Annotated in this window: 20 protein-coding genes; 15 read left to right on the top strand and 5 right to left on the bottom strand. The window is 42.8% G+C overall.

What is annotated here, in order from left to right:
- The first annotated feature begins 31 nt into the window (after positions 1-31).
- The 8 genes from DFP81_RS13755 to DFP81_RS13725 all read left to right on the top strand — a co-directional run bounded on the left by DFP81_RS13755 (position 32) and on the right by DFP81_RS13725 (position 5298).
- Positions 32-412 carry a hypothetical protein gene (locus DFP81_RS13755; RefSeq protein ID WP_115898472.1) on the top strand — a complete coding sequence of 127 codons (381 nt, stop codon included), beginning with the start codon at positions 32-34 and terminating at the stop codon, positions 410-412.
- A 21-nt stretch (positions 413-433) separates the two neighbouring features.
- Positions 434-811: a hypothetical protein gene (locus DFP81_RS13750; RefSeq protein ID WP_115898471.1), complete on the top strand. Its 378-nt coding sequence runs from the start codon at positions 434-436 to the stop codon at positions 809-811.
- A gap of 82 nt (positions 812-893) precedes the next feature.
- Positions 894-1016 (top strand): hypothetical protein, encoded by a 123-nt coding sequence (locus DFP81_RS18520; protein ID WP_281272041.1) that lies wholly within the window; start codon positions 894-896, stop codon positions 1014-1016.
- Positions 1017-1303: 287 nt separating this feature from the next.
- Positions 1304-2914, top strand: a complete 1611-nt coding sequence (locus DFP81_RS13745; protein WP_115898470.1) for an ABC-F family ATPase — start codon at positions 1304-1306, stop codon at positions 2912-2914.
- Positions 2915-3063: 149 nt separating this feature from the next.
- Positions 3064-3453, top strand: a complete 390-nt coding sequence (locus DFP81_RS13740; RefSeq protein WP_115898469.1) for an MmcQ/YjbR family DNA-binding protein — start codon at positions 3064-3066, stop codon at positions 3451-3453.
- A 28-nt stretch (positions 3454-3481) separates the two neighbouring features.
- A complete protein-coding gene (locus DFP81_RS13735) occupies positions 3482-3892 on the top strand; it encodes a GFA family protein (RefSeq protein WP_115898468.1) in 411 nt (136 codons plus the stop codon).
- A gap of 261 nt (positions 3893-4153) precedes the next feature.
- The gene (locus tag DFP81_RS13730) at positions 4154-4906 is read left to right on the top strand and encodes an NUDIX hydrolase (RefSeq protein WP_115898467.1); all 753 of its coding nucleotides are present in this window, start codon (positions 4154-4156) and stop codon (positions 4904-4906) included.
- A gap of 74 nt (positions 4907-4980) precedes the next feature.
- Positions 4981-5298, top strand: a complete 318-nt coding sequence (locus DFP81_RS13725) for a DUF1294 domain-containing protein (protein WP_115898466.1) — start codon at positions 4981-4983, stop codon at positions 5296-5298.
- 102 nt (positions 5299-5400) lie between these two features.
- Here the strand turns inward: DFP81_RS13725 and pstB are convergent, their stop codons facing one another.
- Genes pstB through pstS form a run of 4 tightly spaced genes read right to left on the bottom strand, consistent with a single transcriptional unit; the run spans position 5401 to position 9150 of the window.
- Positions 5401-6219 (bottom strand): phosphate ABC transporter ATP-binding protein PstB, encoded by an 819-nt coding sequence (gene pstB / locus DFP81_RS13720; protein ID WP_281272040.1) that lies wholly within the window; start codon positions 6217-6219, stop codon positions 5401-5403.
- Between the two features lie 14 nt (positions 6220-6233).
- Positions 6234-7079 carry a phosphate ABC transporter permease PstA gene (gene pstA, locus DFP81_RS13715; RefSeq protein WP_115898465.1) on the bottom strand — a complete coding sequence of 282 codons (846 nt, stop codon included), beginning with the start codon at positions 7077-7079 and terminating at the stop codon, positions 6234-6236.
- Positions 7080-7088: 9 nt separating this feature from the next.
- Positions 7089-8093 (bottom strand): phosphate ABC transporter permease subunit PstC, encoded by a 1005-nt coding sequence (pstC, locus tag DFP81_RS13710; RefSeq protein ID WP_245959170.1) that lies wholly within the window; start codon positions 8091-8093, stop codon positions 7089-7091.
- A gap of 4 nt (positions 8094-8097) precedes the next feature.
- Positions 8098-9150: a phosphate ABC transporter substrate-binding protein PstS gene (pstS, locus tag DFP81_RS13705; RefSeq protein WP_115898463.1), complete on the bottom strand. Its 1053-nt coding sequence runs from the start codon at positions 9148-9150 to the stop codon at positions 8098-8100.
- A 567-nt stretch (positions 9151-9717) separates the two neighbouring features.
- Here pstS and DFP81_RS13695 point away from each other — a divergent pair.
- Positions 9718-11886, top strand: coding sequence for a malate synthase G (locus DFP81_RS13695; RefSeq protein ID WP_115898461.1), 2169 nt, complete (start codon positions 9718-9720; stop codon positions 11884-11886).
- A 66-nt stretch (positions 11887-11952) separates the two neighbouring features.
- On the opposite strand, the gene DFP81_RS13690 is transcribed toward DFP81_RS13695, so the two are convergent.
- Positions 11953-12852, bottom strand: a complete 900-nt coding sequence (locus DFP81_RS13690; protein ID WP_115898460.1) for an ArgP/LysG family DNA-binding transcriptional regulator — start codon at positions 12850-12852, stop codon at positions 11953-11955.
- Positions 12853-12975: 123 nt separating this feature from the next.
- On the opposite strand from DFP81_RS13690, the gene DFP81_RS13685 reads away from it, so the two are divergent.
- The 6 genes from DFP81_RS13685 to DFP81_RS13660 all read left to right on the top strand — a co-directional run bounded on the left by DFP81_RS13685 (position 12976) and on the right by DFP81_RS13660 (position 18182).
- Positions 12976-13752, top strand: coding sequence for an ABC transporter ATP-binding protein (locus DFP81_RS13685; RefSeq protein ID WP_115898459.1), 777 nt, complete (start codon positions 12976-12978; stop codon positions 13750-13752).
- Positions 13753-13806: 54 nt separating this feature from the next.
- On the top strand, positions 13807-14577 hold the full coding sequence (locus DFP81_RS13680) for a transporter substrate-binding domain-containing protein (RefSeq protein WP_115898458.1): 771 nt from the start codon (positions 13807-13809) through the stop codon (positions 14575-14577).
- Between the two features lie 45 nt (positions 14578-14622).
- Positions 14623-15573: an ornithine cyclodeaminase family protein gene (locus DFP81_RS13675; protein WP_115898457.1), complete on the top strand. Its 951-nt coding sequence runs from the start codon at positions 14623-14625 to the stop codon at positions 15571-15573.
- A 42-nt stretch (positions 15574-15615) separates the two neighbouring features.
- A complete protein-coding gene (locus tag DFP81_RS13670) occupies positions 15616-16689 on the top strand; it encodes a 1-aminocyclopropane-1-carboxylate deaminase/D-cysteine desulfhydrase (protein WP_220342980.1) in 1074 nt (357 codons plus the stop codon).
- A gap of 73 nt (positions 16690-16762) precedes the next feature.
- Positions 16763-17452 carry an ABC transporter permease gene (locus DFP81_RS13665; RefSeq protein ID WP_181903098.1) on the top strand — a complete coding sequence of 230 codons (690 nt, stop codon included), beginning with the start codon at positions 16763-16765 and terminating at the stop codon, positions 17450-17452.
- Positions 17453-17456: 4 nt separating this feature from the next.
- Positions 17457-18182, top strand: a complete 726-nt coding sequence (locus DFP81_RS13660) for an ABC transporter permease (RefSeq protein WP_220342978.1) — start codon at positions 17457-17459, stop codon at positions 18180-18182.
- The last annotated feature ends 46 nt before the right edge of the window (positions 18183-18228 follow it).

Genomic DNA, 18228 nt, shown 5'->3' with positions numbered 1-18228 from the left:
TATTCCCTTGATCAATCAGCAGGTGAGAGTGATGAAAACAACCCAAGCAACCGAGCAAGCCGATTTTGCAGAGCTAGCGTTAAGTCATAAAAAGTGGTTGAAAAGTGTGCTTGGGTTAGGTGCTCTTGAGGCCAAAATCTGGGTAACTTCCAGTGCGCAGCTATTGGCTTTAATTGGCGGTATTGTTTTCTTATTAATTACCGCTTGGCTGTTATTGATTGCCAGTGCAGCGGCACTGGCATGGAGTTATGGTTTTTCCTTGGTTAGCATCTTGCTGATGGCTACCCTTGTCACCTTGTTGAGTGCCGCTGGGCTTATGTACGTGGCACGCAACACTTTAAAGCAGATGAATTTTACACGCACCTTAGATGCCTTGATCCCGAATGATCAAGACTCATCTGAGAATGCATAAGCTTTTGCTGAGGAAACGATTATGTTTGGTCTAAGCAGAATGCGTCGACAGCGAGAGCTGTTATACCTAAAAACTCAAGCATTAGAGGTGAGAGCAGCCAAATCAAGAGGGAATGCTCGTCGGTCAGTGCTTACCAACTTGGTTCGCCCTGAAGGTTTGTTAGCGAGCTTTATGTTAGGTCTAACAACCCAATGCTCCATTTTAGACAAAGAGCGGGCAAGGGTATTAAAAATGGCCTGTGATGAATGTATTGAGCTGTGTAAGGCTGGCTTTATGACCTTTGCAGAAAATAATCATAAGGATGCTCAGGGCGACTTAAGTGAGACGCCTGATGCTCAAAGTGGTTTTTCTGAAACAAAAACGACGCTGTCATTGGATGGAAATAGAATGACGCTATGATGGCGTTAGTAAAAGGTGATTTTATTAGGAAAATTGATCTTGATAGAATTTTGCTATTAAAAATTCAAACAGGAAAAGCACAATGAATTACTTAATCAATAAATTCAGCAACACATCATTGGTAAAGCGTTTTGTGGTAAATGCGGTAGAAAGTGATGAATACGAATGGAAAGGCTGGGATGCATGGGTTGATGTGGAAAAATGATAGGCTGTGTTAGCGCATATTCTTATCTTTTAAGGTTAGTAAATAGAGTCTCAGACAAATAAACCTCGTGTTCTTATTTGTTGAGCGCTCTATTTTTGTTTTTAAGCGACAGTAGATAGCCGCAAGTGATTTGCCTTGTTTTGGCTATGGTGTACAAATAATCCATCTAAACCTCGACTTTAGCGCGATAAATCTCTATATTCGCCGCCTTTGTGCTTATCTTTTGTACGGCTTTTGGGCTGTCAGCAATAAGCGAATTCTTCTCCTTCTTTCTCAGGGTATTCTTTTTGATTTCCACAGCTAATATCACCATGCAATTTGGCGCAACGCCATTGTTTGAAAACATCTCTGCAAAATTCGGCAACGGCAACCGTTATGGTTTGATTGGCGCGAATGGCTGCGGAAAATCCACCTTCATGAAGATCTTAAGCGGTGCACTGACACCTACATCGGGCAATGTATCCATTACGCCAGGTGAAAAAGTCGGTACCTTGAGTCAGGACCAATTTGCGTTTGAAGAATACTCCGTTGTTGACGCTGTGATCATGGGTGATACCGCTCTGTGGAAAGTGAAGCAAGAGCGTGATGCTATCTATGCGAAACCTGAAATGAGTGAAGAAGACGGCATGCGTGCCGGTGAACTTGAAGCCGAGTTTGCTGAGATGGACGGTTACAGTGCAGAAAGCCGTGCCGGTGACATTCTACTGGAAGCAGGCATTGAAGAGTCTTACCACTTTGGTTTGATGAGCCAGGTGGCGCCGGGCTGGAAGTTGCGAGTCTTGTTAGCACAAGCCTTGTTTGCTAACCCTGATATCTTGCTATTGGATGAGCCAACCAACAACTTGGATATTCATACCATTAACTGGTTGGCCGGTGTATTGAATCAGCGTAAATGCACCATGATCATTATTTCCCATGACCGTCACTTCTTAAACTCTGTGTGTACTCACATGGCCGATATCGACTTCGGTGAATTGCGTATTTACCCTGGTAACTACGAGTACTTCATGGAAGCCTCTGCTTTGATTCGTGAGCAATTACTAACAGAAAACGCTAAGAAAAGCGCGGAAATGGAAGACCTACAGGCCTTTGTAAACCGTTTTTCTGCAAATGCCTCAAAAGCCAAACAGGCAAGTTCTCGCGCCAAAAAGCTGGATAAGATCGAACTGTCTGAAGTAAAGCAGTCGAGTCGTATGACGCCTTCTATTACCCTTAAGCAAGACAAGAAACTGCATCGCCAAGCGCTAATATTAGAAGACCTAGGGCATGGTTTTGAAGAGGGCATGCTCTTTAATGGTGGCAATATGATCCTAGATGCAGGCTCTAAATTAGCCATTATCGGAGAAAATGGTGCCGGTAAAACCACCTTCTTACGCTGTTTAATGCGCGAATTAGAAGCGAAAAAAGGCGAAATTAAATGGGCGGAAAACGCCGTCATTGGTTATTGCCCACAAGACAGCACGGAAGATTTCAACTGCGATTTGACCTTGTTTGACTGGATGTCGAAATGGCGTACCGCCAAACATGATGACCTAAAAGTACGCGCTATGTTAGGCCGCTTATTGTTCACGGCCGATGACTTTAATAAGAAAGTAAAAGTGTGTTCTGGTGGTGAGAAAAACCGTCTCTTATTCGGCAAGTTGATGATGATGGACCTAAATGTATTGGTCATGGACGAGCCAACTAACCATATGGATATGGAGGCAATTGAAGCACTTAATAATGCTTTATTGGAGTTTGATGGTACGCTGATTTTTGTCAGTCATGACCGTGCGTTCGTTTCTTCTCTAGCGAACCGAGTGATTGAAATTAAAGATCAAGAAGTGATTGATTTCCAAGGTACTTATGACGAATACCTTGCCAGTCAGCAAGATCTTAAACAGGTTGTAAACGGCTAGCTTTGAAAGCGCGTTAAGCTTTTCAGAAAAGACCCTGACAATGCCTCTAAACGCCCGCCCACTAACCTAAGTGGGCGGGCGTTTTGGTTTTTATCTTTTATAAAAAGCGCTAGCATGGTCGCTAGATGATTATTTAGGCGCAAGATTGAATGTTTGATGAGGCGGTAAAACAGTATCTACTCGCAAAACCCGAAGCGGTAGAAGAATACCCATTTGGGCCTGACGCCATGGTGGTTAAAGTTCAGCAGAAAATGTTTGCTTTATGTATGGTGCGTAATGGGCAGCAGGCAGTGAATTTAAAATGCGACCCAGATGAGGCGCAGCAGCTAAGAGATATCTTTAGTGCGGTGAGTGCGGGTTACCATATGAATAAACGTCATTGGAATACCGTGTTGTTAGACGGTTCTTTGCCGCCGAGTGAAATTGAACGTATGATTGATAATTCATACAGCTTGGTTGTCAAAGGGTTAAAAAAAGCTGACCGAGAAGGCTTAGAAGCTCGCCATGGTCGTCAGCGTATTTATGCACCCAGCAACTAAAAATTTATGCAGGTAAGGGAGGAAGAGAATGAGCACAGTATTGAAAGGAAGTTGTTTGTGTAATGGCATTCAGTACGAAGTACGCAGTGAGCTCGGGGCGATTATGCAATGCCATTGTCAAAAATGCCGCAAAGCTAATGGCACTGCGTTTGCTACCAATGCCGCGATTCCTACTGAAGCCTTTGTGTTTATTAGTGGTGAGTCTTTGGTTGGCGAATATGAGTCCACTCCAGGTGTGTTTCGAACTTTTTGTACAAAATGTGCGTCGCCTTTGTACAGTCGTCGCCCGAGTCAGCCAGAATTACTTCGTTTGCGAATCGGCACCTTAGATAGCAAGATAGAGAAGCGCCCATCAATGCATATCTTTGCAGCATCAAAGGCAGAGTGGGACAGCATTAATGATGACGCCCCGCAATATGATGAGCGCCCAGCAAACTAGCTAGTTTGTTATGCTTGTATCATCTATTTAACAACAGCGTGAAAGGAGCCCACTACACAGGCTCCTTTAATACTGGAAAAAGCCTTCTTTTCATCTATGCTTAAAGTTCCTCCGTAGATGTGTTTGAAGAGAGCTTTGGGGCTGCTGTAGGCGTGATTCATTCCACGCTTGCCTCTTTTTTTTAAGACCACAACAGCTTATTTTTCCTTGCTATAAATAACACCTTCTGTGTTTATCTGATTGCCTTTTAAGGATCTCATTATGTCGTTTATTCTGCCCCATCAAACAGACGCTTTTGGTGGCATCATCATCGACGCTCACGGTTTGCCGGACACTGTTAATCTGTTTGAGCAAGGGTTAGCAGCCTTATTAAAAAAAGCAAAACAGCACAGCTATCGCTTGATTTGGGTAACGCTTGATCGTCGTGAAACCGCCTTTGTTCCAGTGTTGGCTCAGTATGAGTTTGTTTTTCATACCTGTAGTGAAGATGCTTTAACCATGATTTGTCGCATCGAGGAAAGCAGTTTTGCTCCCTTTTCCCCAACCCATACATTAGGCACGGGGGCGATTGTGATTAATGCTAAGGATGAACTGCTAGTAATGCGGGATAACTGGTCTGCTTATCGGGGTTATAAGCTGCCTGGAGGCTACCTTGAACAAGGGGAAAATATCGAAGAGGCAGTGGTTCGAGAAGTGCTTGAAGAAACCGGTGTACACACCGAATTTGACGCTGTTTTAGGGTTAAGAAGCCGTCATCCAGTGCAATTCGACAAATCGAATTTATACATTGTGTGTCGTTTGACGCCCTTGAATGAAACCATTGTGATTACGGATACCGATGAGGTAGCAGAAGCCTGTTGGATGCCAGTTAATGACTATTTGGCAGACGTTAATATCAATGCCTTTAACCGAAAAATGGTGGCAGAACTCAGACATTGCTCTGGTTTACAGCGCATTCATGCGGAGATCTCACTGGCGCCCAATGCCCGTCATGAAGTCTTTTTTGCTAAATAGGCGTTTGTTGTGGGCGCTTACGCTTAGGGAGCACATTAGCCCTGAGAGCATTAAGTTTAGACTAGGAACCCCCAGTGTCTTTATCAATTATTCTGTTTATCTACTATTTGCTTATAAGCCTACTGACGTTTGCTCTGTATGGTTGGGACAAGGGAGCAGCAAAGCGACAAGCGTATCGAATTCCAGAGTCTAGGCTGCATTGGTTCGCTTTGTTAGGTGGCTGGCCGGGCGCTTTGTTGGGACAAAAATATTACCGTCATAAAACCCTTAAAACCCGTTTTCGCCTGGTATTTTGGTCGACCTTGGTCATCAACCTGATGCTGTTTTCGCTCGGCTGTTTTTTGGCGGTGAGGGGAGTACAGGGTATGAATGCGATTTTAAGCTGGTTTTGAAGGAAGGTTTTAAAGCGTAGCTGACCGATTTGATGCCCATTTTGTTTCGGGCACCAAATCATCTTATCGTAAGGCGAACATTGAGTTCGCCTTATTTTTTTACTAACCGAAACGACCAGTAATGTAGTTTTTAGTACGTTCTTCTTTCGGACGTAAAAACATTTCATCTGTTTCGGCTACTTCGACCACTTCACCTAAGTACATGAAGACTGTCTTCTGAGAGACGCGAGCCGCTTGTTGCATGTTGTGCGTTACGATAACGATAGTGTACTCGTCACGCAGTGTGTCCAACAAATCTTCAATCTTAGAAGTAGAAACTGGGTCAAGAGCAGACGTTGGCTCATCAAGCAATAGTACTTGAGGTTCCAAAGCAATGGTTCTGGCAATACACAAACGCTGTTGCTGGCCACCAGAAAGACTTTGACCACTTTGATGTAGCTTGTCTTTTACTTCGTCCCACAATGCTGCACTGCGCAAGGCTTTCTCGACTCGAGCATCCATTTCACGGCGCGATGGTTTCTCATAAAGACGAATACCATAAGCAATGTTGTCATAGATCGACATAGGGAAAGGCGTTGGTGATTGAAACACCATACCCACGCGAGCTCGTAATGCAGACACATTGACCTTCGGATCCAGAATGTTCTGGCCATCCATCATCACTTCCCCTCTCGCTTCCTGACCTGGGTAAAGTGTATAGATGCGATTCAGAATACGCAGTAATGTGGATTTACCACAACCTGATGGCCCAATGATTGCCGTGGTTTCATTACGGCCAATCTCAAGGTTTATATTCTTTAGAGAGTGATTGTTACCGTAATAAAAGTTCAAATCACGAATCGAAATATCAACCTCATTGGCAGACTCTGATTTGCCTGGCTCAATGTTTGTTAAATCTGCTGGAGTCATGGTCATTTCCATAGTCTTTTCCAAAATTAGTGTTGTTCATTCGCTGAGCGTAACACCACTCGCGAAATAATAGATAGAGCAAGGATGGTTAAGGTGATTAATAATGCACCAGCCCATGCAAGAGCTTGCCAATCCGGATAAGGGTTCATTGCATACTGGAAGATCATCACTGGTAAGTTCGCAATCGACGAGGTCATATCAGTGGACCAGAATTGGTTGTTCAGTGCGGTAAATAGCAATGGTGCTGTTTCCCCTGCAATACGCGCGACAGATAAAAGGATACCTGTTGTCATACCCACTCGGGCGGCACGGTAGCTCACAGATAAAATAACTTTAGAGCGACTCGCACCCAAAGCGTAAGCGGCTTCTCGCATGCTGTTTGGAACAAGGTTAAGCATATCTTCTGTGGTACGGACAACAACTGGGATCGCGATAACGGCCAAAGCGGCAGAGCCAGCCCAACCAGAGAAGCTTCCCATTGGCGCCACTATAATCTCGTAAATGAACAGGCCAGCCAGAATAGATGGTTTTGCTAGTAGAACATCATTTACGAAACGAATAGTAGAGGCCAACCAAGTGCCTTTACCATATTCGTTTAAATAAGTGCCAGCTAAGATACCAACCGGTGTTGCGAACAACATGGCGACACCCACGAGCAAGAAGCTACCCACGATTGCGTTCGCTAAGCCACCAGATTCACCAGGAGGAGGCGTCATCTCAGTAAATAAAGTAGGTTTGAATGCTGAAAAACCTTCGTATATCAGCACAGAGCAAATCCAAATGAGCATTGCCACAACCAAAATAGTGGCAGCAATGATAAGAACGCGGGCGAATGCGTTAGAGAAATGGCGACGTCTAATGACAGCGTTCACGGACAGCTCCTAGGACGAAATTCGATTAAGCATCATGCGCGCAACAGCGAGAACGATGAAAGTAATAATAAACAGTAACAAACCTAGTGCAATCAAAGACGAGGAGTGAATGCTTGAGTAAGCTTCCTGGAATTCGTTTGCAATAGTCGATGCAATTGTGTTGCCGGGTGCAAAAATAGCGGCGGTAATACGGTTCGCGTTACCAATGATAAAGGTAACGGCCATGGTTTCCCCTAATGCACGGCCTAAGCCTAGAAAAATAGCCCCTGTCATGGCTGTTTTACAGTGAGGAATAATAATCGCACGAGTTACTTCCCAGTCGGTGGCGCCAATGGCATAACCACTTTCTTTTAAGCGTTTTGGCACAGTGTCAATTACATCGCGCATCACGGAAGCAATAAAAGGCAAAATCATAATGGCCAATACAATACCAGCCGTTGCCATACCAATACCTATCGCAGGACCAGCAAAGATAGTTGATAAAAATGGCACGTTTTCAAACGCATCAATAACGGGTGCTTGAATGAATTCGGCAAATATCGGAGCGAAGAAGAAAAGTCCCCACATACCATAAATAATACTTGGAATAGCGGCCAAGAGTTCAATTGCAATGCCTAGCGGATGACGTAACCATCTTGGAGCCAATTGAGTAATGTAAATAGCAATGGCGAACGCAAGAGGCACAGCAATAATAATGGCGATCCCAGAAGTAATGAGCGTGCCGGCAATGGCTGGCAAAGCACCAAACTGTTCGGTAACTGGGTTCCAAGTAGAGGTCCAAATAAAGGACAAGCCAAATTTACTTAGGGCAGGCCATGCACCTACGGTTAAGGAAACAAAGAAGCCACCTAAGATAACCAGAATAAAAAGCGCGGAACCAATAGAAAGCCATTTGAATGTGCTGTTAAAAGCCTCACCATTCATGAAGCGAGGAGACCGCTGGAATGATCCAGCGGCCTCTTCATGAGCTTTCGTATTAGAGTTTTCGACGAGAGTCATGTTGGGTTTAGTCATTCGCTTAAGAACCCATGTATACGGACTTGCCGTCAGCTGTTTTTAGTTCTTTCGCCCAAGCATCGCGTACTAGAGATTTTACGCTGCCAGGGAATGGTACATAGTGAAGCTCTTCTGCAGCAGCGTCACCGTTGTTGTATGCCCAATCGAAGAAGTTAAGCGCTGATTTGATAGCTTCTGGGTTTTCAACTTTCTTATGAAGAAGGATGAAAGTCGCAGCAGTCATCGGCCAGCTTTTCGCACCAGGTTGGTTAGCAAGAATCAAGTAGAAGCCATCAGAGTGCGTCCAATCAGCACCGGCCGCCGCAGCTTGGAATGCTTCCATGGTAGGCGCTACTGTGTTGCCTTCTTTGTTTTTCATTTTTGAGTAGGTTAGGTTGTTTTGTAGTGCGTAAGCATACTCAACATAGCCCACTGAGTTTTTCAATTGTGAAACGTAGTTAGCAACACCTTGGTTACCTTTACCACCGGTACCTGTTGGCCATTGTACAGAGGCATCAACACCAACATTCTTTTTCCATTCAGGAGAAATGTCAGCTAAGTAGTAAGTGAAGTTAAATGTTGTACCTGAACCGTCTGCACGGTGAACAACAGAGATACGTTTGCTAGGTAAGCTAACGCCTGGGTTCAACGCTTTGATCGCTGCGTCATCCCATTTTTTGATCTTGCCTAGAAAGATGTTCGCAAGCGTTTCGCCATCAAGAACCAATTCGCCAGGTTTGATGCCTTCTACGTTAATGATTGGAACAATGCCGCCCATTACCATTGGGAACTGCATCATGCCTTTTTCTTCAAGAACTTTTGCAGTTAATGGTTTGTCAGATGCGCCGAAATCAACGGTTTTTGCTGAAATCTGTTTGATGCCGCCACCAGAACCGATTGATTGGTAGTTCAATTGAACGCCAGTTTCTTTGTTGTAAGACTGAGCCCATTTTGCATAAATCGGGTATGGGAATGTTGCGCCAGCACCAGTGATGTTTTCGGCAGCGAAAGCTGATGTAGCAGTCAATGCGGTTGCGGCAGCACAAACAGCCAAGCTTGCAAAAATGCGTTTCATGAGAGCGTATCCTTTATAATGTTCAGCGTGAATTATCATTTTGTAACTAAGATGCTAGGCGTTTTTGCCCGCATCTTTTCTCATCGTTATGTCTGCTAGACAATGAATGTTTTTGGCTTATCACTCTTGTCTGGAAAGACATATTGCACAGGTTTTATGACAGTTTGGTTACCAAACGTGAAAAATGCCTCTTCTCGTCGCATTTTATCTTGCTGAAAACCATTCAAATGCCGTTTTTTTGGGCTAGTGTTTTTTATAAGTTGATGAATTTAAATAATATTTTTTTGATCGCTTCACTTTTTATCTTGTCTTTTCAAATGATCATGAATTTGGAAGAAAGTGTCATAAAATTAGTGCATAAGCGTTTTTAGAAGTGCTATCCGAGGCTTTTTGATGTTTTTTTAGCGCTTTGTGACAGGCTTATATGACACTTTAAGTCGCTTTTATGACAAGCACAGTAGAAAGCGTGGAGAGAAATATTGTCTTGCTAGGCGCCGTAACAGCTGTTTCAGTTTTTAATAAAGTGATATAAATAATTCATCAGCAGTTAATAATAAGGACAAAGCGATGCCGACACGAATTCAGCAAGGTGGTCTACAGGTAGCGGAAAATTTATGGCGTTTAGTCAATGAAGAGATAGCCCCTGGTACAGGGATAGATGTCAAAGATTTTTGGCAAGGTTTAGAAGAGAGCTTGGAACAGCTTGCTCCTAAAAACCAAGCCTTGTTAGCAAAGCGAGATGCATTACAGACGCAAATTGATGAATGGCACCGAACGAATAGAAGCCATGCCCACAATGCCAGCGCCTATAAAGCCTTTCTAAAGGACATTGGTTACTTACTGCCAGAAGGGCCTGCCTTTAAAGTCACCACCCAGAATGTAGACCAAGAGATCGCTGAACAAGCTGGGCCGCAGCTTGTCGTGCCGGTTAAAAATGCGCGCTTTGCATTGAATGCCACCAACGCCCGTTGGGGGAGCCTATATGATGCCTTGTATGGCACCGATGCGATTTCAGATAGCGACGGCGCAGAGAGGGGCGCTGGCTACAATCCACGCCGTGGCGATAAGGTCATCGCCTTTGGTCGGCAGCTGTTAGACCAAGCGGCACCGTTGCAAGGCGTCTCTCACCAAGACGCAACAGGTTATCAGGTAGTGGACGGCCATTTGCGTGTTTCCTTGCTCTCAGGGGACAGTGTTGGCTTAGTGTCGCCCGAGAAGCTGCTGGGCTTTAAGGGTGATGCGCTCACTCCTAGCGCTATCTTGCTAAAAAATCACGGCTTGCATATTGAGATTCAAATAGATGCCAATTCACCGGTTGGCAAAACCGATAAAGCGGGCGTCAAAGATTTATTAGTGGAAGCGGCGATCACCACCATCATGGACTGTGAAGACTCCATTGCAGCGGTAGACGCAGAAGATAAAGTCGAGGTGTACCGCAATTGGTTAGGCTTAATGAAGGGCAGCTTGCAAGATCAGTTTGAAAAAGCGGGCAACACAGTAACGCGTACCATGAACCCGGATCGAACGTATACCAGCCCTACAGGTGAAACCCTGACGTTACCTGGCCGTAGCTTGCTATTCATTCGTAACGTCGGACATTTGATGACCAATCCAGCGATTTTAGACCGAGAAGGCAATGAAATACCGGAAGGTATTATGGATGGCTTTATCACGGCGTATGCAGCGATGCATGACTTAAATGGCGCCACAACACGTAAAAATAGCCGTGCTGGCAGCGTTAATATCGTTAAGCCTAAAATGCACGGCCCTGAAGAAGTTGCTTTTGCTGTTGAGCTGTTTGCTCGCATCGAAGAGGTGCTACAACTGAAACGTAATACCTTGAAAATCGGCATTATGGACGAAGAGCGTCGAACTACGGTGAATCTTAAAGAATGTATACGTGCCGCCAGCGAGCGCGTGGTGTTTATTAATACTGGCTTTCTGGATCGCACCGGCGACGAAATCCATACCTCCATGCAAGCGGGTGCGTTTGTCCCCAAATCCATCATGAAGCAACAGCCCTGGATTCAAGCCTATGAAGACTGGAATGTCGACATTGGCATTGAATGCGGCTTGCCGGGCAAGGCGCAAATCGGCAAGGGTATGTGGGCAATGCCGGATGAAATGGCCGCCATGTTAGAGCAAAAAATCGGCCACCCTATGTCTGGCGCCAACACGGCATGGGTACCGTCACCCAATGGTGCCACCTTGCACAGCACACACTATCATCAGGTTAATGTACGGCAACGTCAGCAAGAGTTAGCCGCCCGCCAGCGAGCCAGTCTGGATGATATTTTGCATATTCCTTTAATGGATGACCCAAGTTCGCTTAGTGCAGAGCAAATCAAATTCGAGTTGGATAATAACGCACAAGGGATTTTAGGCTATGTGGTGCGCTGGATAGATCAAGGTGTCGGTTGTTCTAAAGTGCCAGATATTAATAATGTCGGCTTAATGGAAGACAGAGCGACATTGCGAATTTCGTCCCAGCATCTAGCCAACTGGTTAGAACACGGCGTTTGCAGCGAAGCACAGGTGATGGAGGCTTTAAAGCGCATGGCCGCGATTGTAGACACACAAAATGCGGGTGATCCCTTGTATCAACCCATGGCACCGGGTTTTGATGGCATCGCCTTTAACGCCGCGTGCGATCTAGTGTTTAAAGGCAAGGAACAGCCTGCTGGCTACACAGAGCCTTTACTGCACGCTTATCGTATTGCTAAGAAAGCGCAATAGGTTTTAATTAACTTATGGCTATTTAAGACCCTTAATAGTTGGATGGCCAATATTAGGGGTTTTAGACTAACTATTAGTATCCGGCAAGTTTTGCAGGAGGTGGCTACGGGCTTCTTGGAGTACTATTTGGCTAAAGTTGTGGATAGTTAATGACGATAACTCCCAAGTTTTCCAGAATAGCTCAACAGTAAAGACATGAGGATCAAAACAGATTAGGTCTTCTTCACTGTATTTTTCTAGCGAAAATCTAGGTAAGGGAGCCCAGCCTACATTCGCTTTAACCATTTCAATGATGCCGTCAGTCTCAGGAACAAAGTACCTTCTAATATCTTCAGGTGAGAGGTCGAATTTTTTCAAAAATGAATTTCCTGAATAATCTTCATTTGAGAAGTAGATTGCAGGAACCTTCAATAATGACTGTTTGGATACGCCTTTCTTAAAATTTTCTTGATAAAACTGACGTGAGCAAACAGGTAAATATTCTAGCGCACCTAAGCTAACCGCCTTACACCCTGGAATGATTTCTGGAGAAGGTGTTACCGCGGCAATAACAGTCCCATCTTTTAATAACTGTTGCGTGGCGCTTTTGCTAGTGGTTTTGATGTCCAATAAAATATCAGTCTCCACACAAGATCTAGTAATTACTTTTAAAAACCAAGATGTTAGAGAGTCATAATTAACCGCGATGGGGATTGATGCTCGCCCTTCTTTTTTCGCGCTTAATACGTCAACAACCTCCTTTTGTAGTAATGATATTTGTCTGGCCAATAGCATAATTCTCTCCCCATTCTTGGTTAGTTTTGGAGGAGAGCTACGGATTATGATTGGTGCTCCGAACTTATTCTCAAGCGATTTAATTCGCTGAGATATCGCCCCTGTTGTAACAAATAATGATCTTGCCGCAGACTCGAAACTACCCTTATCTATGACAGCAATCAATGTTAGAAGCTCTTGATTATTAAACATATATTTCTCTTAGTTTAGTTTTACTAAAGATTGTATATTTTTTATAGGTTTATTCAACTCACTGCTTTATCTATGCTTTTTTTGACTTCAAAACAAATATTTCTATTCGCTCTGAGGATAACCATGGCACAGATTACACCAGCACTTGTTGTGCAAGATATATATAAAAATTTTGGCAGTTTAGATGTGCTTAAGGGTGTGAGTCTAACCGCAAACCAAGGGGATGTAATTTCGATACTGGGTGCGTCCGGCTCAGGAAAAAGCACCTTTTTAAGATGCATTAATTTATTGGAAACCCCTTCATCCGGCAGTATCTCCGTAAATGGAGAAGAGATTCAAATGAAGAAGAATCGAGCGGGTTTGTTAGTGCCTGAAAATATCCGTCAAGTAGAGCGAATAAGAACGAATTTAGCCATGGTGTTTCAAGGTTTTCATCTTTGGTCTCATATGACGATTTTAGAAAACATCATTGAAGGCCCCGTTCATATATTAGGAAAAAATAAAGCGGAGGCTACTGAAGAGGCTCATTCACTTTTGGAAAAAGTAGGTATTTATGATCGTTCTGACTATTACCCCAATCATTTGTCAGGAGGTCAGCAGCAGCGTGTGGCTATTGCAAGGGCGCTTGCGATGAATCCTAAGGTAATGCTGTTTGATGAGCCAACGTCAGCGCTAGACCCTGAGCTTGTAGGGGAAGTGCTGACTGTTATGCGGGACTTAGCTGAAGAAGGACGAACTATGGTGGTGGTCACCCATGAAATGGGTTTTGCGCGAGATGTGTCTAACCGCTGCATCTTTCTTCATGAAGGTCGGATTGAAGAGCAGGGCTTATCTAAAGATATTTTCATGTATCAAAAATCAAAACGTTTTCAGCAATTTCTAAACAGCACAAATAACTAAGTTTTAAGCACTATAAGAATATTATTAAAAAATGAAAATCCAAAAGGAAATATTATGTTGAAGAAAATAACATTCTCAGTAATAGGTGTTTTATTCGGTCTTTCTGTCAATATCGCGAATGCGTCCGATACTTTACGTATAGGAGTAGAAGGTGCTTACCCACCATTCTCAGAAAAAACATCTGATGGAAAGCTCATTGGCTTTGATGTCGATATTGCATTTGCGCTTTGTAAGGAAATGAAGAGAAGCTGCGTCATGGTGGAACAAGGCTGGGATGGCATGATACCGGGCCTGTTAGCGAGAAAATATGATGCCATTATTGCTTCAATGACAATTACAAAAGAGCGTCAGAAGATAATTGACTTTTCTAAAAAATACTATGCAACACCAGGTAAATTCGTCGCTAAAAAAGGTGAATTTTCCGATGATAAACCAAGCACACTTGCCGGAAAAATAATCGGCGTTCAATCCTCCACTCCTCATGCAGATTTTTTAAAGTTCACTTATCCAAACTCCACCATTAGAGAGTACGGCTCTCAAGAAGAAATTTATTTGGACCTTACCGCGGGGCGACTTGATGCGATATTAGCGGATTCAATAGCGCTGTCTAAAGGTTTTTTGCATACCGACTCTGGAAAAGGCTTTTCATTTTTTGGTGAAAACCATGAAGAACGAGACTTCTTCGGAGAGGGGTTAGGTATTGGGGTAAGAAAAGGCGATACTTTAAAAGATGAGTTCACGAAAGCTATTGAGAAAATTCGTGAGAATGGCGTCTACAAAAAAATTAATGATAAATATTTTGACTTTGATGTTTATGGTGAATAACAAAATCTATTTTTAACTTCAAAGAAAATATCAGGATTAATTTTTATGAAAGACAGTATAAAATTATATGATGAAGAAATGGTACTAAATAAACTTGACGTTTCTTTAGTGAAAAATGCATTGAAAGACGCTTTTAAAGGACTAGCAAACCAATCAACTGTTCAGCCTGGCCAAATGGTAATTCCATTTCCTAAAGGCGCTGGAGATTGTATTTTTTATCCAGGTCTGATTCACGATCTTAATATTATGGGGGTGAAAGTATCCCCATATATTCAAGCCCTAGCAGAACAAAATAAACGGCCGGTCACAGCTTATACATTATTAATGTCTACTGCTACTGGAACACCGCTATTGCTCTGTGATTCCTATGCATTAACGACCATTCGAACTGCAGCAACAACGGCGCTGGCTTTGGAGTATTTGACACCTAAGTCGGCAAAAAAATTAGCGATTATCGGTTCTGGGGCGGTAGCAAAAAAACATCTTGAATACGTCGCCGCTCAGCATGACTGGGAGGAAATTAATATTTGGTCTCTTTCTCTTAATAATGATGAAAGTGAAAAACGTATTATGGATGAATTTTGTTCAAATCATAATATTAAATACGATGTTCCTTTATCCGCAGAAAAAGCAGTAGAGAATGCTGATGTTGTTATGCTTTGTACTTCTTCTGGAACCCCAGTTATTGAATACGAATGGCTAAAAGAAAATGCAGTGGTTACTTCTATTAGTACTAATGTAGTCAATGCTCATGAAATATCACCAAGGGATCTCAAGCATTTCAACGTGTTCTGTGACTATAAAGAAACAGCACCCATTACCGCAGGGGAAATGATAATTTCCATAGAAAATGGTACCTGGGAGGCAGGAAGCATTAGTGGTGATTTAATGGATTTATGTAGCTCTTCTGTTAAACCGCCTAAAGAAGGGAAAATATTTTTCCGCTCAACAGGGCTTGGTTTAGAAGACCTTGCTATTGCTAGCTTATTGATTTGATCGACACCAAACTGTTTTAAATAAAATAAATTGATATGGGAAATGAAAATGGAAGTGAATTCAGTAGAAATTAAAGCGTTACGTGAATTATCTGATTGGCCTAGAGCTTCACTAGCGCAACTACCGACACCAATGCACAGACTGAAAAACTTTGCTGAACACCTAGGTGGCCTCGATTTATGGATAAAAAGAGACGACTTAACAGGCTTGGCTGGCGGTGGAAATAAAACTCGTAAATTAGAATTTTTAATTGGCGATGCTATTAGTAAAAAACACGACGTGTTGGTAACGGTCGGAGCTATTCAATCAAATCATACGCGCCAAACAGCTGCTGCAGCGGCAAAGTTAGGTATGAGATGTGCTTTGATGCACGCTGGTTGGACAGAAGACAGTGGTCCTTTTTATCGAGAGGCTGGCAATATTTTATACAGCAAATTAATGGGTGCTGAGCTATATGAAGACACTGTAAAAAGACCGATTGAAGATGAAACACCGCTTGATGATTTAGTTCAGCATTTAAAAGACAAAGGGGATAACCCGTATTTGATTCCAGGAGGAGCATCCGATCATCCGTTGGGAGGGTTAGGGTATGTCGTGTGTGCAGCAGAGATTGTTGAGCAAGCAGCGGCAGAAGGAAAACAGTTTGATTATGTTGTTCATTGTACCGGTAGTAGCGGCACCCAAGCAGGGTTAGTTGCTGGATTTTCAGCATTAAATGTAAAGACAAAAGTCATTGGGATTCCAGATGACGATGAAACAGAAATTAAGAAAAAGCGCGTACGACGCATTGCTAATGACACCTTAGAGTTACTAGGGAAGTCGCCAGTGATTACTGAATCTGATATTGAGATTGTTGTCGGTGATACTGGTGATTATGGCATATCGGATAAGGATACTTTCGAGACAATTAAACTTTTTGCCAGTACTGAGGGGCTTATAGCAGATCCAGTGTACGAAGGGAAAGCGGTTCGAGGTTTGAGGCAATTAGTCAAAGAAAACCGCTTCGAAAAAGGCAGTAAAGTGCTTCTTATGCATCTAGGTGGAGAGCCAGCAACGCATGGTTATGCAAATAAGTATGGCGAAATAAAACTAAAAAATATCCCAAGTTTGAAATAAAAATCGACTGTTCATGATATCAAAAGGGAGCGCATTCTAAACTCCCTTTTGATCTTAATTTTAGGAGAGGTCAATGGAGCAAATTTGGGAGTTTAGAAGCATTCTTCTTCAGGGAATGCTTTGGAGTATTGCGGTAGCAGTGTCTTCACTGATGTTGTCTGTGATTTTAGGATTGATTGGTGCTTGGGGAAAATTAAGCAGTAATTCCACAGCCAATCGCCTAGCGAATATGTATACGACGGTTGTTCGTGGTGTTCCTGACCTAGTTCTTATGCTGCTGATTTTTTATGGAGGTCAACAAACATTAAATCATATAGGGCAGAGCACAGGGCTCTGGGGCTATATTGAAATAGGGCAGTTTACTGCGAGTGTTTCTACTATTGGCTTGATCTTTGGTGCTTATATGACCGAAACCTTTAGAGGTGCAATTATTGCTATACCCCAAGGGCAAAGAGAAGCTGGTATTGCTTGCGGTATGTCTAAAGTATTGATATTTAAACGCATAATTTTTCCACAAATGCTGCAGATAGCATTACCGAGCTTTACTAATAACTGGCTTGTGTTAATAAAAACAACATCGCTTGTTTCCGTATTGGGTTTACAGGAACTTACTTATGTTTCTAAAGCGATAGGCTTGAAGTATCAATCCCCATTTACATTTCTGATTTTTGCATTTTTTGCTTATCTTATATTAACCATGATTTCAGAGCTTATTTTCTATTTTCTTAATCGAAAAAATAGAATGGTAAGTAGAGGTATATAGTATTATGGAAAAAATAAACTGGCTTGACTGGGGGGTTATTGATTGGAATCTTCCTCTTAATCATTGGGATCTTTTTATTGTTGGCACTTTTAATACAGTTTTGCTAACGATACTTGCTCTTTTTGTTGGCTGGGTTTTGTCTATCCCTCTGGCTTTTTTAAGAGCGAATAGAAATAAACTTTTTAATTATCCTATTCTGTGCTTTACCTATGTCTTTAGAGGGACGCCATTACTTATTCAATTGTTTCTAATTTATTATGGTGCAGGCCAGTTTGATATTATTAAAGAAAGTGTGTTTTGGGTGATTTTGAAAGACCCATGGTGGTGTGCCTTTATTGCATTCTCATTAAACTCAGCGGCCTATCAGACGGAGATTCTAAGGGGGGCTATTGAAACAATGCCTCAGGGAGAAAATGAAGTTGCAGTATCAATGGGGATGCCAGTGTTACTTCGATTGAGAAGGATTATTCTCCCCAGTGCGACCCGACGAGCACTTCCAATGTACTCAAACGAAATCATTTTTATGCTACACGGCAGTGTGATCGCCAGCACTATTACCATTTTAGATATCTTAAAAGCAGGCAGAATGGTCAATGGACAGTATTATGTTGCCTATGAAGGATTTATAACCGCAGCTGTTATTTATATGGCGCTGGTCTTTATTACTACTAAGGGGTTGAAGCGATTAGAGGGCAATTGGAATGCTTATAAGCAGCCACGAACCACCTAGGTATCAAAAGCTTAAGCAATATAAAGTAAGCTTGATTACAGGTTAA

This window comes from Marinomonas pollencensis (genome assembly GCF_003387375.1).
GTDB lineage: Bacteria > Pseudomonadota > Gammaproteobacteria > Pseudomonadales > Marinomonadaceae > Marinomonas > Marinomonas pollencensis.
Note: the sequence above shows the minus strand (reverse complement) of the source record. Positions and strands in the feature narration are given on the sequence as shown.

Coding starts and splice junctions, on each gene's coding strand:
- DFP81_RS13750 (WP_115898471.1), top strand. CDS start 434: ATGTTTGGTCTAAGCAGAATGCGTCGACAGCGAGAGCTGTTATACCTA.
- DFP81_RS13670 (WP_220342980.1), top strand. CDS start 15,616: ATGAAAATGGAAGTGAATTCAGTAGAAATTAAAGCGTTACGTGAATTA.
- DFP81_RS13730 (WP_115898467.1), top strand. CDS start 4,154: ATGTCGTTTATTCTGCCCCATCAAACAGACGCTTTTGGTGGCATCATC.
- DFP81_RS13685 (WP_115898459.1), top strand. CDS start 12,976: ATGGCACAGATTACACCAGCACTTGTTGTGCAAGATATATATAAAAAT.
- DFP81_RS13665 (WP_181903098.1), top strand. CDS start 16,763: ATGGAGCAAATTTGGGAGTTTAGAAGCATTCTTCTTCAGGGAATGCTT.
- pstC (WP_245959170.1), bottom strand. CDS start 8,093: ATGACTAAACCCAACATGACTCTCGTCGAAAACTCTAATACGAAAGCT.
- DFP81_RS13690 (WP_115898460.1), bottom strand. CDS start 12,852: ATGTTTAATAATCAAGAGCTTCTAACATTGATTGCTGTCATAGATAAG.
- DFP81_RS13740 (WP_115898469.1), top strand. CDS start 3,064: ATGTTTGATGAGGCGGTAAAACAGTATCTACTCGCAAAACCCGAAGCG.
- DFP81_RS13660 (WP_220342978.1), top strand. CDS start 17,457: ATGGAAAAAATAAACTGGCTTGACTGGGGGGTTATTGATTGGAATCTT.
- DFP81_RS13735 (WP_115898468.1), top strand. CDS start 3,482: ATGAGCACAGTATTGAAAGGAAGTTGTTTGTGTAATGGCATTCAGTAC.
- DFP81_RS13755 (WP_115898472.1), top strand. CDS start 32: ATGAAAACAACCCAAGCAACCGAGCAAGCCGATTTTGCAGAGCTAGCG.
- DFP81_RS13680 (WP_115898458.1), top strand. CDS start 13,807: ATGTTGAAGAAAATAACATTCTCAGTAATAGGTGTTTTATTCGGTCTT.
- pstB (WP_281272040.1), bottom strand. CDS start 6,219: ATGGAAATGACCATGACTCCAGCAGATTTAACAAACATTGAGCCAGGC.
- pstS (WP_115898463.1), bottom strand. CDS start 9,150: ATGAAACGCATTTTTGCAAGCTTGGCTGTTTGTGCTGCCGCAACCGCA.
- DFP81_RS18520 (WP_281272041.1), top strand. CDS start 894: ATGAATTACTTAATCAATAAATTCAGCAACACATCATTGGTAAAGCGT.
- DFP81_RS13695 (WP_115898461.1), top strand. CDS start 9,718: ATGCCGACACGAATTCAGCAAGGTGGTCTACAGGTAGCGGAAAATTTA.
- DFP81_RS13675 (WP_115898457.1), top strand. CDS start 14,623: ATGAAAGACAGTATAAAATTATATGATGAAGAAATGGTACTAAATAAA.